Origin of the sequence: Dokdonia sinensis, from assembly GCF_003688895.1 — a bacterium.
In the GTDB taxonomy this organism is placed as follows: Bacteria; Bacteroidota; Bacteroidia; order Flavobacteriales; family Flavobacteriaceae; genus Dokdonia; species Dokdonia sinensis.
Window position 1 is genome coordinate 35,886 of record NZ_REFV01000005.1, and the last position, 12,669, is coordinate 48,554.

The 12,669-nt window shown below is 38.0% G+C and carries 12 protein-coding genes; 6 read left to right on the forward strand and 6 right to left on the reverse strand.

The genetic code is table 11. The annotated features are described in order from the left end of the window. The first annotated feature begins 24 nt into the window (after nucleotides 1-24). Together EAX61_RS06490 and EAX61_RS06495 are read left to right on the forward strand one after the other, a co-directional pair. The gene (locus EAX61_RS06490) at nucleotides 25-921 is read left to right on the forward strand and encodes a glycosyltransferase family A protein (RefSeq protein WP_147448347.1); all 897 of its coding nucleotides are present in this window, start codon (nucleotides 25-27) and stop codon (nucleotides 919-921) included. Then, a complete protein-coding gene (locus tag EAX61_RS06495) occupies nucleotides 922-1,323 on the forward strand; it encodes a sugar 3,4-ketoisomerase (protein WP_121916871.1) in 402 nt (133 codons plus the stop codon). It begins immediately after the preceding gene. Here EAX61_RS06495 and EAX61_RS06500 read toward each other — a convergent pair. Continuing rightward, complete coding sequence (locus EAX61_RS06500; protein ID WP_121916872.1) at nucleotides 1,306-2,238, reverse strand: glycosyltransferase family 2 protein; 933 nt, start codon at nucleotides 2,236-2,238, stop codon at nucleotides 1,306-1,308. The two genes, EAX61_RS06495 and EAX61_RS06500, sit on opposite strands and share 18 nt — an antisense overlap. Nucleotides 2,239-2,336: 98 nt before the next feature. Between EAX61_RS06500 and EAX61_RS06505 the strand changes: the two genes are divergently transcribed. The 3 genes from EAX61_RS06505 to EAX61_RS06515 all read left to right on the forward strand — a co-directional run bounded on the left by EAX61_RS06505 (nucleotide 2,337) and on the right by EAX61_RS06515 (nucleotide 6,477). Then, nucleotides 2,337-3,443 (forward strand): hypothetical protein, encoded by a 1,107-nt coding sequence (locus EAX61_RS06505; protein WP_121916873.1) that lies wholly within the window; start codon nucleotides 2,337-2,339, stop codon nucleotides 3,441-3,443. A 117-nt stretch (nucleotides 3,444-3,560) separates the two neighbouring features. After that, nucleotides 3,561-4,988, forward strand: coding sequence for a glycosyltransferase family 39 protein (locus EAX61_RS06510; protein ID WP_121916874.1), 1,428 nt, complete (start codon nucleotides 3,561-3,563; stop codon nucleotides 4,986-4,988). After that, nucleotides 4,978-6,477: an ArnT family glycosyltransferase gene (locus tag EAX61_RS06515; protein ID WP_121916875.1), complete on the forward strand. Its 1,500-nt coding sequence runs from the start codon at nucleotides 4,978-4,980 to the stop codon at nucleotides 6,475-6,477. Before EAX61_RS06510 ends, EAX61_RS06515 begins: the two co-directional genes overlap by 11 nt. Here the strand turns inward: EAX61_RS06515 and EAX61_RS06520 are convergent, their stop codons facing one another. The 3 genes from EAX61_RS06520 to EAX61_RS06530 all read right to left on the reverse strand — a co-directional run bounded on the left by EAX61_RS06520 (nucleotide 6,478) and on the right by EAX61_RS06530 (nucleotide 9,459). Then, nucleotides 6,478-7,224: a glycosyltransferase family 2 protein gene (locus tag EAX61_RS06520; RefSeq protein ID WP_121916876.1), complete on the reverse strand. Its 747-nt coding sequence runs from the start codon at nucleotides 7,222-7,224 to the stop codon at nucleotides 6,478-6,480. A gap of 104 nt (nucleotides 7,225-7,328) precedes the next feature. After that, complete coding sequence (locus tag EAX61_RS06525; RefSeq protein WP_121916877.1) at nucleotides 7,329-8,762, reverse strand: hypothetical protein; 1,434 nt, start codon at nucleotides 8,760-8,762, stop codon at nucleotides 7,329-7,331. A 13-nt stretch (nucleotides 8,763-8,775) separates the two neighbouring features. Next, on the reverse strand, nucleotides 8,776-9,459 hold the full coding sequence (locus EAX61_RS06530; protein ID WP_121916878.1) for a cell division ATP-binding protein FtsE: 684 nt from the start codon (nucleotides 9,457-9,459) through the stop codon (nucleotides 8,776-8,778). Nucleotides 9,460-9,680: 221 nt separating this feature from the next. Here EAX61_RS06530 and EAX61_RS06535 point away from each other — a divergent pair, with 221 nt between their 5' ends. Further along, nucleotides 9,681-10,442: a class I SAM-dependent methyltransferase gene (locus tag EAX61_RS06535; protein WP_121916879.1), complete on the forward strand. Its 762-nt coding sequence runs from the start codon at nucleotides 9,681-9,683 to the stop codon at nucleotides 10,440-10,442. Here the strand turns inward: EAX61_RS06535 and EAX61_RS06540 are convergent. Both EAX61_RS06540 and EAX61_RS06545 read right to left on the reverse strand, forming a co-directional pair. Further along, nucleotides 10,434-11,777 carry a glycosyltransferase family 39 protein gene (locus EAX61_RS06540; protein WP_121916880.1) on the reverse strand — a complete coding sequence of 448 codons (1,344 nt, stop codon included), beginning with the start codon at nucleotides 11,775-11,777 and terminating at the stop codon, nucleotides 10,434-10,436. The two genes, EAX61_RS06535 and EAX61_RS06540, sit on opposite strands and share 9 nt — an antisense overlap. After that, on the reverse strand, nucleotides 11,774-12,529 hold the full coding sequence (locus EAX61_RS06545; RefSeq protein WP_121916881.1) for a glycosyltransferase: 756 nt from the start codon (nucleotides 12,527-12,529) through the stop codon (nucleotides 11,774-11,776). The genes EAX61_RS06540 and EAX61_RS06545 overlap by 4 nt, the downstream gene beginning before the upstream one ends. Nucleotides 12,530-12,669 lie beyond the last annotated feature (140 nt).

Here is a 12,669-nt window from a genome sequence, read left to right on the forward strand (position 1 = left end):
GTAAATATAAACTAAACTCAAATTTTGAACACCGCTGTCCCTTTTGAAATTCTAGTTTCGACGATGTATCGTGATAATTTGCGCTTTCTTGAGGCTATGTTTCCGCACGTAGATTATCGGGATTTTAATATTTTGGTGATTAACCAGACCGATGAGGTGCGCCAGCTACAGAGCAATTTACCCAATATCCGAGTTATAAATACGAAAGAAAGGGGCCTCCCACAAAGTCGCAATATGGCGATAAAAAATGCTAAGGGTGATATATGTCTGGTGGCAGATGATGATGTGCGGTATGTTGAGGATGTAGAGGATATTGTTGTTTCCGCTTTCGCGAAAGCGAGCCTGCGAGATTCACAACCATCGGGAGAACGCAGCGCTAAAGCAAAACTAGCCTCACCTTCAGAAACAAATCATCCCACCGTCATCACTTTCCAAATGGTCAAAGAATCTGGTGTTCTGTATCAAGATTATCCCGATATAAGAAAACATACCAACAAGAGTATCTCTACTGTGAATGGTGTTGTTATAGCCTTTAACCGAAAGCTCCTGCTGGAGCAGCACATTTTGTACAACAATCATTTTGGACTAGGAGCAACTTTTGGAACGGCAAATGAGTATGTTTTTATGAGAAATGTACTTAAAGCGGGTGCGGTAGCACTTTTTGAACCCAAGGTTATTCTCTCGCATCCAGACGTCAGTTCGGGGCGATTTCAAGGGGAGGACCGCGTCATATACGGGCGTGCTGCTCTTAAGTATAAAGAGTATGGGGTGTTTGCCTATCTTTGGATCCTCAAATATTTGCGATTTTTAGTAGCACACAAGTATATTGAACCTGAACAATTTCGGGAGAAGCTCAAAGTAGGCTTCAGCGGAATAAAAAAGTATAAACAACTTCTCAAGGACGGATTAGAAACTAGATAAATGCTGAACAATATACAACTCATAGAAATCCCAAAAATCGCTGATCCGCGCGGTAATCTCGCTGTAATAGAAAAAGATATACTTCCTTATGCGGTAAAACGGGTGTACTACCTATACGATGTTCCCAGCGATGCCTATCGCGGCGGTCACGCTCATAAGGATCAACAGGAATTCTTAATTGCTCTAAGCGGTAGCTTTGAGGTAGTATTAGATGATGGGAGTTCAAAAGAACGTGTGATGCTCAATAAACCGAACAAGGGCTTACTTATAGGCACCGGCATTTGGCGTGAACTCGAAAACTTCTCTTCCGGAGCGGTGTGTCTTGTGTTAGCGTCTGATGTATATATGGAGAGCGATTACATACGTGAGTATGCCGAGTTTCTTTTAACTAAAGGCACTTAGGCGTAGACCGATTTTTTCTAATATCTTCTTTGTTTTAAAAAGAACTTTAAGCTGACTTCCAGAGCGGCGCAAAATTTTTCGCTGCTTGGTGTTGAGATTTTCTAAATCAATCTGGTCAATAAATTTTTGCGCTTCATCATTTTCATTCCATATTTTAGCACGAACAGCCAGCGAAAAACGATTAAGGTCTAAAAACTTTTTTAATCCAGGGTTCTCTTTTTCGTACGGAATGTACTTTTGGAATGTGGGTCTATCTTTTACGCTTTTAATTCCTTTATACAAGCTTAGGGGTGCGTGCAGATATTTCGCGCAAGCGAGGGTAGAAAAAGCAATTTTATGAGCGAGGCCAAGGCGAATCCATAAATCTGTGTCTTGACCACTTTTTATTGAGGCATCATAATTTCCTATTTCGTCAAAAACAGAACGCTCAATAACTGTGGAGCTTGATGTAAGTAAAGTGTTTTTAAAACTACTTGTAAAGTAATCTAAAGATAGATGGCGGTCTCCCGTTTGATTTTGAAATGAATAGGAAGAACTTCTAACTCCATCGTGATCTTCGATATCTATTGCTGTTGCAAAAACTTTGTGTGACGGGAATTTGTAAATAAGTCGTTCTATTTCAGAAAGATAATGAGGATACCATAGGTCATCCCCATCTAAAAGTGCAATATAGGTTCCTGTTGCAAGAGATAGCGCCCTATTCCTGGTAGCTCCAGCTCCTTGATTTTGGGAGTTTCTGTAATATTTTATGCGGTCGTCTTCTAAGGATAAGATTTCTCTTTGACTCTGGTCAGTAGAGCAATCATCTACTACTATTATTTCAAAGTCTTGTAGGGATTGATTAAGAACACTTTGGATGGTGTTTCCGATAAAACCCTCTTTATTAAAGACCGATATGATTACGGAGAACTTCAAATTGTATTATTTCCAACTTTTTGTTTGTGAAATGAACTGGGTACGATAACACAAATTTAGACGAATTTTAGAGTTTATAAGTATCTTCGACCTTTCAAATGCCGAAAAAGAAATTACATATTATATCTTTTGGAAATCCTTATCCACCACAATACGGCGGGGCAATTGATGTATATTACAAACTCCAGGCACTTTCAGCATTAGGTGTTACTATTTACCTACATTACTTTGACAATAAAGAAACCGAAAAGGAACATTTAGAATTATACTGCGAGCAGGTGTTTTTCTATAAAAAGAAATCAAATATTCTTTTTCTCCTATCTAAGACTCCTTATGCAGTATTGGCCAGAAGAAATGAAGCTTTAATTAAAAACCTAAAGAAAATTGATGCCCCCATTTTAATAGAAGGGACTCAATGCTCTTGGATTTTAAACGACAAGAGTTTTACCTCCCGTCAGTTATATGTTAGGGCGCATAATATTGAAGAAAATTATTATAAAGGTCTAGCAAATTCAGAGAACAATAAAATTTTGAGATTGATATATCGGTCTCAAGCCAAAAAAATGAGAAACTTTGAGACTCATTTTAATAACGTAGAAGGAATTTTTACACTTTCAAAATTTGAACAAGCGTATTTTAAAAATAGATATCATACTGAATCTGCTTATATTCCAGTTTTTCACGGAAACAGCGATAGTGCAATTCTAGATGGACAAGGAAATTATGCCCTGTATCACGGGGACTTATCGTCTGCAGATAATTTGAGAGCTGCAATTTTTTTTATAAATCTTTTTCGAAATATTGATTTTCCGCTTGTAATTGCAGGGAACTATAGTAGTGATTTGGAAAGAATGGTCGAAAAAATTGACAATGTTAGACTTGAGAAGATAAAAGATAACAAACACTTAGATAGATTATTATCTGGTGCTCATATTAATGTGATTAAATCATTTCAGCAAAGTGGTACAAAACTCAAACTTGTAAATTCTCTATTCAAGAGTCGATTTTGTATTATAAATGAGAATGTTGTTGATGATCCTAGAATTGTAAAATTATGTGAGGTTGCCTCATCTAAAGAACAATTTATAGAATTGGTCGAAAAATTGCGTGCCACTCATTTTTCCGATGGTGGAAGGCGGGAGGTTTTAAATGCGGTATACTCAAATAAGTCAAACGCTCAGAAAATCATTGAAAAGATATTTTGAATGATTTTTAAGTCTGACTGTCTTGGTATCATACTTAAAATTTTGGCGTAATTAGATTAATAAGTTTGATTCTAATTGAATCAATTAAATTGAAATATACTTTCAATTCATAAATAAATGAATTTTAAAGAAAAGCTTTTATTCACATTTGTAGTTATACTACTTGTTTTTGAGTTTTATTTATTAAAAGATGTACCCGCGTTTTGGGATGCCATTAGCAAATTTAGAAGAGCTTCGTGGTTTTTAGATACCAATTTTTCATCCTTTGTGGTACCTACTTCTATTAATTCAGGACACCCTCCATTATGGTTGTGGAGTATAAGCTGCTTTTGGATCATTTTTGGAAAATCAATATGGGCAGCACGATTGCTACTTTTGATTGTCAACGTAGGCGTTTTTCATCAACTTTTAAACCTATCTAAATCGCTTTTCTATAAGTCGGTGCCTCTTTTTGCATTCCTTCTAATTTTTGTTGAACCGACGTTGATTGGTCAGACTACGATTCTCAATAATGATATGCTTTTATTGTTTTTTACTTTATTAGCATTAAACGCAATTTTAAAGAGAAGAGCGCTCATTCTTGCAATAGCACTTTCTGGTTTACTTATGACTAATCTGAGAGGGATCTACTGTTTTTTGGGATTGGGAATAGGTCATATTATTTTAAACTACAGAGGATTGGCTAATTTGTCAAAAAAGTTCATTGCTAGTTACCTTATTTCTTTAGGGATTTTTGCAATATTTTTATGTTATCAATGGTTTGAATTAGGATGGATTATTATTACCCAAAACGAGTCATTTTCAACACATAGAGAATCTGCCTCAATCCTGAGAACATTTAAGAATGCGATTGCTTTTTTCAAAAACTATCTTGATTTTGGTCGTATTTTTTACATGCTACCACTTATATTTTTCTTGTTAAGTTTAAAGTTTTCTAGGAAAATGAGGCAATTACTTTCCGTAGAATCTCAAATACTTTTAATATTCCTCATCTCTTTTAGTGCGGTATTTTTCTTGGGAATGGTCCCTTTTAGTAACCCAATGGGACCAAGGTATTTTTTAATCGGTTATATTCTTGCTTTAATACTATTCGTAAACTTAATTTATGAGTTAGAGTGGTTAAGCCAGATTAAAAGAAAAATTTTACTTTTTGGATCAGCTATAGGTTTAGTTACAGGACATTTATGGATTTACCCAAGTACTATTTCTCAAGGTTGGGATAGCTCTTTAGCATATCTAAATTATTTTAGTGTGGAAAATAAAATGCTGTCTTATTTAGAAGATAATAAAATTCCTATTCAAGAGATAGGGACCAATATACCTCTTGGTGCAAGGCATGTATCGCAGGCTGCTATTGATGATCGCGATATGTTAATTTTCTCAAAGTTAGACTTATTATCAAACGATTTTATTCTTCTTTCCAATATAGAAAATACGACAGATGACATAACGCTGTTGGACGTAAAATCTAACTGGAATCCTGTCAAAGAATATAGATCAATGGGAGTATATATCACGCTATATAAAAATCCTAATGAAAAGTAAATTGAATATTTCAAATAGGACTTCACGGGTCTTACTGGGATTCGGTGTAACGCTAGCGTTAATCCAATATCTCTCCGGTCGCTCTGTCTGGATGGACGAAGCAAAGCTGGCGTTTAATATAATGGATCGTTCTTATCTCGAGCTTTTGCAACCTCTGGATAGTGTACAGGTGGCGCCCATTTTATTTTTATGGATTCAGAAATTCTTTTATAATCTCCTAGGAGCACACGATTGGGTGTTTAGATTACTACCACTTTTAGCTTTTTTGGTTTCCTGTTTAGTGCTTTACAAATTACTACACGCTCTAAGACTAAAAAACCAGGCTATTTCTGTGGCGACTTCGCTTTTTGCCTTTTGTCAGCCATTAATTTATTATGCTTCAGAAATTAAGCAGTATGAGGTAGATGTGATGGTAGGGCTGGTCATTATGTATGCTGTTGTTAGAACATATTCGTCCAAGCGCAACGAACTGCTCACGCTATCCCTTGTAGGTATGTTTGCTGTGGGGCTTTCTAACATTTCGGTGATTATGCTGTTTGTTGGCGGATTGTATTATTGGTTTGGGGTGTATCGCAAGACCGGTAGGTGGGTAAATCATTCGGTTATTCCTATTGCGCTTTGGGCAATAACTTTTCTGGGGTACTATGTTGCATTTATTCATAATCATCCCACGCCAGATTTTATGGCACCCTACTGGAAGGATTTTGCCTATATGCCGTGGAATGTCTTTTCGGCCGATTTCTGGGCGTTCTGGTGGCGTAGTTATGAGATCATTTTCGGAAAAATTATGGGTGTGAACCCAAAAATTCCATTACTGTTTCACGTCTTTGGGGTGGCTTATGTTTTAGGGATTTATAGTTTCTGGAAATTAAAAAGAAGACGTTTATTGTTTCTATTAGTGGCTCCGTTTCTGGTGCATATTTTTCTTTCGGCGCTTGAGCTGTATCCTTTTGTACAGCGTGTGGGGCAGTATTTACAGCCAATGTTTGCGATTGTCTGTGCGCAGGGATTTGTTTTTGGCACAAAACTTTTGACCCAGAAGACGAATGTTTCCCAGTTTAAGTATGCTTTGATTTTACCTGGACTGGTGATGCTGGCAATCACTTTGTACACGTTTCCTAAAGATAGAGAAGAGTTTAAGGAGAGTTATGAGTTTATGCTTTCGCGAAAGCGTACCAAAGATCAAATCCTAACGAACTCCGGAGCGGATAATGCTTGGTATTACTATGAAAAAATAGGCTACATCAAACCTGAGGTCCGCCGAATCATAAGCGACTTTAATCGCTACAATTTTGAGGGTCATCACCAGCAACTAGACGGATTATCTGGCCGAATATGGTTCTTAATAAGTCACGACTTTTATGACTCAAAACGTAAAATGCTGGAATCGGAGTATATGTTGGAATATCTCAAGAAAAGAGGAGGAGTTGTCCTAGAAAGTGATGAGAATATTGGGAGTAGTGTGTACTTAATTGAGTTGCCAGAGTAGTTATCTCTTGAGAACAAGTTTAGACTTTACCCCAAACGTCTTCGCTAGAAAATAGGTCATCGAGACTTTTAAAACACCAAGCCCGTAAATGGAACTACGTTTGAAATTTATGGAACTCGCCTCGTCAAAATACTTTGTAGGACACGTAATTTCTGCAATTTCATAACCCGCAAAGCATATCTGTGCCAGCATCTGATTGTCAAAAACAAAGTCGTCTGAGTTGCTGTTATAAGCTACTTTTTCTAGGACTTCTTTTGAGAATGCACGATATCCCGTGTGATATTCAGAAAGTTTCTGGTTCATCAGGATGTTCTGGGTGAAAGTGAGAAGTCTGTTTGCGATATATTTGTAGACTGGCATTCCTCCTTTTAGTGCTCCTTTTCCTAGGATTCGAGATCCTAAAACGGTCTGATATACATCATTCGCAATGAGGTAACTCATCGAGTGGATGAGCTTAGGCGTGTACTGATAATCAGGGTGTAGCATAATTACGATATCTGCCCCAATCTCGAGTGCTTTGTTATAGCAAGACTTTTGATTACCACCATAACCACGATTTTCTGGATGTTTAATAACGTGGTTTATACCTAGTTTATGCGCAGTTTCATAAGTATTATCCAAGCTGTTATCGTCTACGAGAATCACTTCATCCACAATATCAAAAGGAATTTCGTCATAGGTCTGCTTAATCGTTTTTTCGGCATTATATGCGGGTAAAACGACGACAATTTTCTTGGAGTTGATCATAGCTCAATCTTGATTGCGCGAAAATAGTGATTTAGGATCATTTGGTTGTTTTTTATGGTACCTCGACTACGCTCGGTACAAGTTTCGCGAAAGCAAACTAAATATCATCTCAACTTCCGTTTCAACAACCGAAGCTCCATCCTAATGGCATCAAAAGCTTTAAATAACCCAAGTTTCCAAAGCACACGCGCCCGTTTTCGTTCAAAATCAGGATTAAGCGGAATCTTTTTTAGTTCCTTATTATGCTCAGAAAGAACATTTAGAATTTTGGCGTGTACTACATTATTTGCCGTGTCACGCTTATTTCTATCTGTGGCCAGGAGTAGTTTTAAGAGTCCGCGAGAGTTGAAAGGGGAGAACATAAAAACGTCTAGCGCACGGGTCTCTGTCTTTCCTTTAGACGCCCAGTTCATCATATTTTCTTCCCAGTAAAAGAAATCTAAGAGATGAAAGCCTTTGTTCTTAATGATGCTTTTGTTTGTTGTAATCCACTCATCATATTGTGAAATGACAAAGGAATTATCCTCAAACCCATTAAGCAATGCAAGTTTTTTTCCAGTCACTGGTTTGTGGTATTTAAAATGGTTTCTTGCCACTTCACTCACATTACCATTTATAACTGCTTTGCCTATTGCAATTGTGGGAAATGAAACATCTCTAGGAAAGTCTAAACCCTGCGGTTCTTCTAGAAAAGTGCAGGATGTCTTACCGTCCTTTATGATATGAAGCGGTTTGTCATAAACATCTGCAACCTGCTGTGCAACGACGAGATCGTAATAATCATCTTTATCACTCTCGTGTTGGGAAATATAATAGGTGGCGTCCATATCTAGACTAGCTACAAAAAGCATACGACTATCCATACCACCCGTAAGAGGTATCACTAGCGAAAACCGATGACCAATCGCCTCAATAAAACCTTTGAGCATCGTTGCGCCAGTATGAGCAAGGGTTTCTAAGTCTTCACGAAAATTATCATCACGAGGAAAAAACCGAATTACTTCTTTGTTCAGGATATCAAGATAGTGGTTGGGTCGCAAATGTTTGACGTTCGGATTAGGAGTAGTCTCTCCTATATACAAGCGTTTTTTGTTGAAAAGCGCAGTACCATAATACAGATGCGCAGAATAGTCTACCTCCTCTAGATTTTCTAAAAGCCCGACTTGAGCTCCCATTTGAGAAAAATCTACATCGTAAAAAATCTCGCGTTGCCCACTACAATCGTTAAGAATTATAAAATCGCTCCCATCATCATAAATCAGAATATAAGCCCCACAATAGGGATCGAGATGTTTAAAGAGTTCTTCTTTTGATGAAATATCGACAAATCCATTGAGGATATCTGCGTTGGTAAATTTTGGATTTCTATAATCAAAGACGTCTCCTAATAGATAAATAGAGGTTTTTCCAAAACTTATTTTATTAAAGGAGAGCGTATCGTGATACACCAGCTCATAGTCTCTAACAGGGATTGAAGTACAATTTTCGGGAACTACAATTAATCTTTTGGTAAGGATGAATTGTTGCTTGAAAATCATTTAGGGAAAAATTTTAAACGGTTTTTTGTACCACCTCAAAAATCTTGTTGCTGTCGCACTTCAACGTTTTTGAAGGGTATTTTAAAAGCAAGGCATAATCGTGAGTCGCCATTAAAATAGTGTTTCCATTTTTATTGATTTCTTGCAGGACTTGCATTACTTCGACACTCGTTTGTGGGTCTAGGTTTCCCGTAGGTTCATCTGCAAGTATGAGTTCTGGGTCGTTAAGTAAGGCGCGAGCTATGGCGACCCGTTGTTGCTCTCCGCCCGAAAGTTGGTAGGGATATTTAAAACCTTTGCTTTTCATTCCTACCTTATCAAGCACGTCGTCTATCTTGCTTTCCATCGCGCTCTTGTCTTTCCAGCCAGTAGCTTTGAGGACAAAAAGAAGATTTGCTCGCACGGTGCGGTCATTCAGTAGTTTAAAATCTTGAAAAACCACGCCTAGTTTACGACGTAGGAAAGGAATTTGCTTTTCTTTCAATCCTTTAAGATTAAAACCTACAATCTCCCCGGTTCCTTCTTGCAATGGCAAATCGCCGTAAAGTGTTTTCATAAAACTACTTTTTCCAGAGCCCGTTTTCCCGATGAGGTACACAAAATCACCAGGATTTATAGTTACATTGACCTCAGAGAGAATCAAGTTCTCTCGCTGAAATATAGAAGCTTTCTGAATTTTTAAAACAGGTGTTGCCATAGGAATTGTCTTCGGGACTAAAATTAAATGAATTCAGCGGATTGAGAATCGATAAGCATAATATTTATCGACGATTTACTAACGGGAAATGTTGATAGGGATTATTTTGGGTAACGCTTCCGCGAAAGCAGACTCTTAAAAACATCTTTAAGCCGTTATACAATGGGAACGGGTAACAATGGGGAAAACCTTATTTTTGCTCAGCTCACTAAAAATTCCCTATGGATCTCGTCGAATTATCTTCCTATAAAACCACCAGGCACCCTTGGGAAACGGCGCGACTACACATTATTAAGGAATTTATATCCTCGTTACCTAGCAATGTCGATCAAATTCTGGACGTAGGAAGCGGTGATGCATTTCTAGCAAATAATCTTTCGGCGATAAACGATTCTTGTGACGTGCATTGTGTGGATATTGAATATAATGAGGCGCTTATGTCGACCATCCACGAGCAATTTAAAAATGATAGGTTGCATTTATATAGTGCACTTTCGCTCGTGAGTAGGAAAGATTTTGACCTTGTCACATTATTAGATGTTATTGAGCACGTACCAGATGATAGAGCTTTTTTAAAGGAAATTATTAGTCAGGAGTATGTGAAAGCTGGCACACATTTTATAGTCACTGTTCCTGCGTTTCAATCTTTGTTTGCTCAGCACGACTTGCTTTTAAAACATTACAGACGTTATAATCGCAAGACATTGCAAAAAAGTCTTGAAGATTCTGGACTCTCTATAATTTCGAGCGGATACTTTTTTAGCTCTCTTATTCCACCGCGTATTGTTCAGCTTCTTACTGAAAAGCTCAAGAAAAAAGAGGAAGCAGATTTAAAAAACCTAGGAAACTGGAATCACGGGAAATTATTTACAAGCTTAGTAAGAAATGTGCTTGTTGCTGATTACGCTTTCGCGAAAGCGTTAAAAAAACTAGGCGTACACCTCCCAGGATTGTCCTGTTACGCCATCTGTAAACTAAAATAAGGACTTGCGCCGGTGCCAAAGGTTCTCTCCATAATAGCAAATTACAAAAAGTATAATGGGCAGGAATGGGAATGAAAATCTGCTGTTCGAGCCATAGACGACTAACGCTTGTGCCAGCGAACATCCCAAGGTAAAAAGAAGGATGAAAAGCATAAAATCAAGTTTCCAGCGTTTGAGGACGATGCGCTTTAGGATGATAAAAAATGCTAGTACTACAAATATAAGTTTGGCAACAATTAATAGTGGATATTGTATGATAAGCCAAATTCCGATAGATGCCTTTTTAGGAATCGTATATTTAAAAGCATCATAATCCCAAAACATTCCAGTTCCCCAAAAATCCCACCAGGCAATAGCTACTTGTTTTAAGTATCGGTCAGGGTGATTTTTGATAAGGTAGCTATTCATAGGGGTGAGGCGTTGTGAGAATTGGGCAACGGTGATCCCTTCCTTTCTTTGCAATTCCCCATACACTTGCCAGATGCTCATTGCAACGGCGCCATCTATCGCGGTAAGAGAATCTCTTTTTCTTATGTAAATATCCCTAAGTTCAGCATACTCGTCTGGGGCTTCATCTACAAAATTAAGTGTGGTTTGAGCCATTGTGATGCCAGTAAAGCTGGTCATACGCGCATATCCCGTATTCTCTTTATTGAGTTGTACCCAATAATTATAAGCAAGCAAAGTAGGGGTAAGTAAAATAAGACTGACCACAAAAGCTTTCAGTTTTTGCTTTCTTAAATGCAAGTAGAGATTACAAACCGCCACAAAAAGCGGAAGTATTAAAAACATAGGTCTCACAGCAAACGTGATCATCATAAGAACACTACACACAATGGCGTGATGCCAGCTGAATCCTTCTTTAAAAAATCGATACTTTATGAGGTACCACAATGAGAATGATACCATAAATAGCGTTAATGTTTCCGTAAGAATAGCTCGTTCATAAAAAAGTACGTGTAATAAGGTAGATAAAAGAACCGCAACTGTAAACGCAACACGTTTTCGGTTAAATTCTTTAGTAATAATATCATACCACAATAGGGAAGTTATAATTCCAAAAATGCCTTGAAGCAATGTCAATATGTACAAATTATTACCAGCTAAGGCCAATAGCGCTGGAAATCCAGGCGTTCGCGTCCCGTCATAACCGTTCAGATCAAATTGTGATAGTCGTTGTGCCAGCGCGATATACCCATCAGAATCTCCAAAAAACGACACTTGACCGCTATACCCGATGATAACCATAAGCCTGCTCAAAAACCCTATGATTGCCAAAGCTAGAAAAGGCTTACGCGCATAGAAGTTTTTTAGAATAGGTAGCCAGCGATTCATCGTGTTCTTAGGTAGATTGTTATTAATTGTCCGGGCAGCTTTAGCACATCCACAAATCGAATTTTTGAATCTCCTTTTTCAATCCAAGTAGTGAGCGGTTGCTCATACACTTGCTCCAGCATTTCTTTGCGAGTCAGTTTCTTTTGAAGCCTCACGAGAATTTCCACATCAAAAAGCCATCGGCTGGCAAAGGAATTTGCAAACACTAATTTTGCACAATCTGACGTCATTAGTTTTGCACCGCATTGAGTGTCAAAAACGGGTGTTTTCAGGATGAAAGTCCCGATGATGGTTGCAAAAACACGACCTAAATAATGACGCTTTGCGCGTCTTTCTATATTCGCCCCTGCTCGGTACAGGCGAGATCCTAGAATCAAAATCCGTTTAGTATCGGCCTGCATCGCTTTCCACAGTAGCTTCACTTCGGTGAGTGGTGCAGCAAAGTCTGCGTCAAAATATGCGATATGAGACGCACCTTGCTCGATGGCATAAAGTGCTCCTGCTCGTACGGCCTCGCCCTTACCTCTGTTTTCAGTTAGTGTTACTAGATGTATGTTCGCTTTCGCGAAACTTGTGCTGAGCGCAGTCGAAGTAGCGGCATCCTCAAACATCAACTTCGTCCCGTCCGAACTTCCATCATCTACAAAAACGAAATGATACCCGTCCAATTGACCATAATATTCCCAAAAGGCATCGTGGTCAAAACGCTGTGCCTCGTTATAGCAGGGAATGATGATGAACGGTTTAGTCATAGTGAGGAACAAATATAGGTTAATACAAAATTCTCAATTCAGAATATTGAATAGAGAATTAAAATTGTTCATTTCCTTTTTAAAACTCCACATAATTATACGTTAATTCCGCCGTTATGGTATAGGAAGAAAAGTATCTT

Bases quoted from the DNA above. Each gene is read 5' to 3' on its own strand.
- EAX61_RS06495 (WP_121916871.1), top strand. From the start codon at position 922: ATGCTGAACAATATACAACTCATAGAAATCCCAAAAATCGCTGATCCG.
- EAX61_RS06505 (WP_121916873.1), top strand. From the start codon at position 2,337: ATGCCGAAAAAGAAATTACATATTATATCTTTTGGAAATCCTTATCCA.
- EAX61_RS06510 (WP_121916874.1), top strand. From the start codon at position 3,561: ATGAATTTTAAAGAAAAGCTTTTATTCACATTTGTAGTTATACTACTT.
- EAX61_RS06515 (WP_121916875.1), top strand. From the start codon at position 4,978: ATGAAAAGTAAATTGAATATTTCAAATAGGACTTCACGGGTCTTACTG.
- EAX61_RS06520 (WP_121916876.1), bottom strand. From the start codon at position 7,224: ATGATCAACTCCAAGAAAATTGTCGTCGTTTTACCCGCATATAATGCC.
- EAX61_RS06525 (WP_121916877.1), bottom strand. From the start codon at position 8,762: ATGATTTTCAAGCAACAATTCATCCTTACCAAAAGATTAATTGTAGTT.
- EAX61_RS06530 (WP_121916878.1), bottom strand. From the start codon at position 9,459: ATGGCAACACCTGTTTTAAAAATTCAGAAAGCTTCTATATTTCAGCGA.
- EAX61_RS06535 (WP_121916879.1), top strand. From the start codon at position 9,681: ATGGATCTCGTCGAATTATCTTCCTATAAAACCACCAGGCACCCTTGG.
- EAX61_RS06540 (WP_121916880.1), bottom strand. From the start codon at position 11,777: ATGAATCGCTGGCTACCTATTCTAAAAAACTTCTATGCGCGTAAGCCT.
- EAX61_RS06545 (WP_121916881.1), bottom strand. From the start codon at position 12,529: ATGACTAAACCGTTCATCATCATTCCCTGCTATAACGAGGCACAGCGT.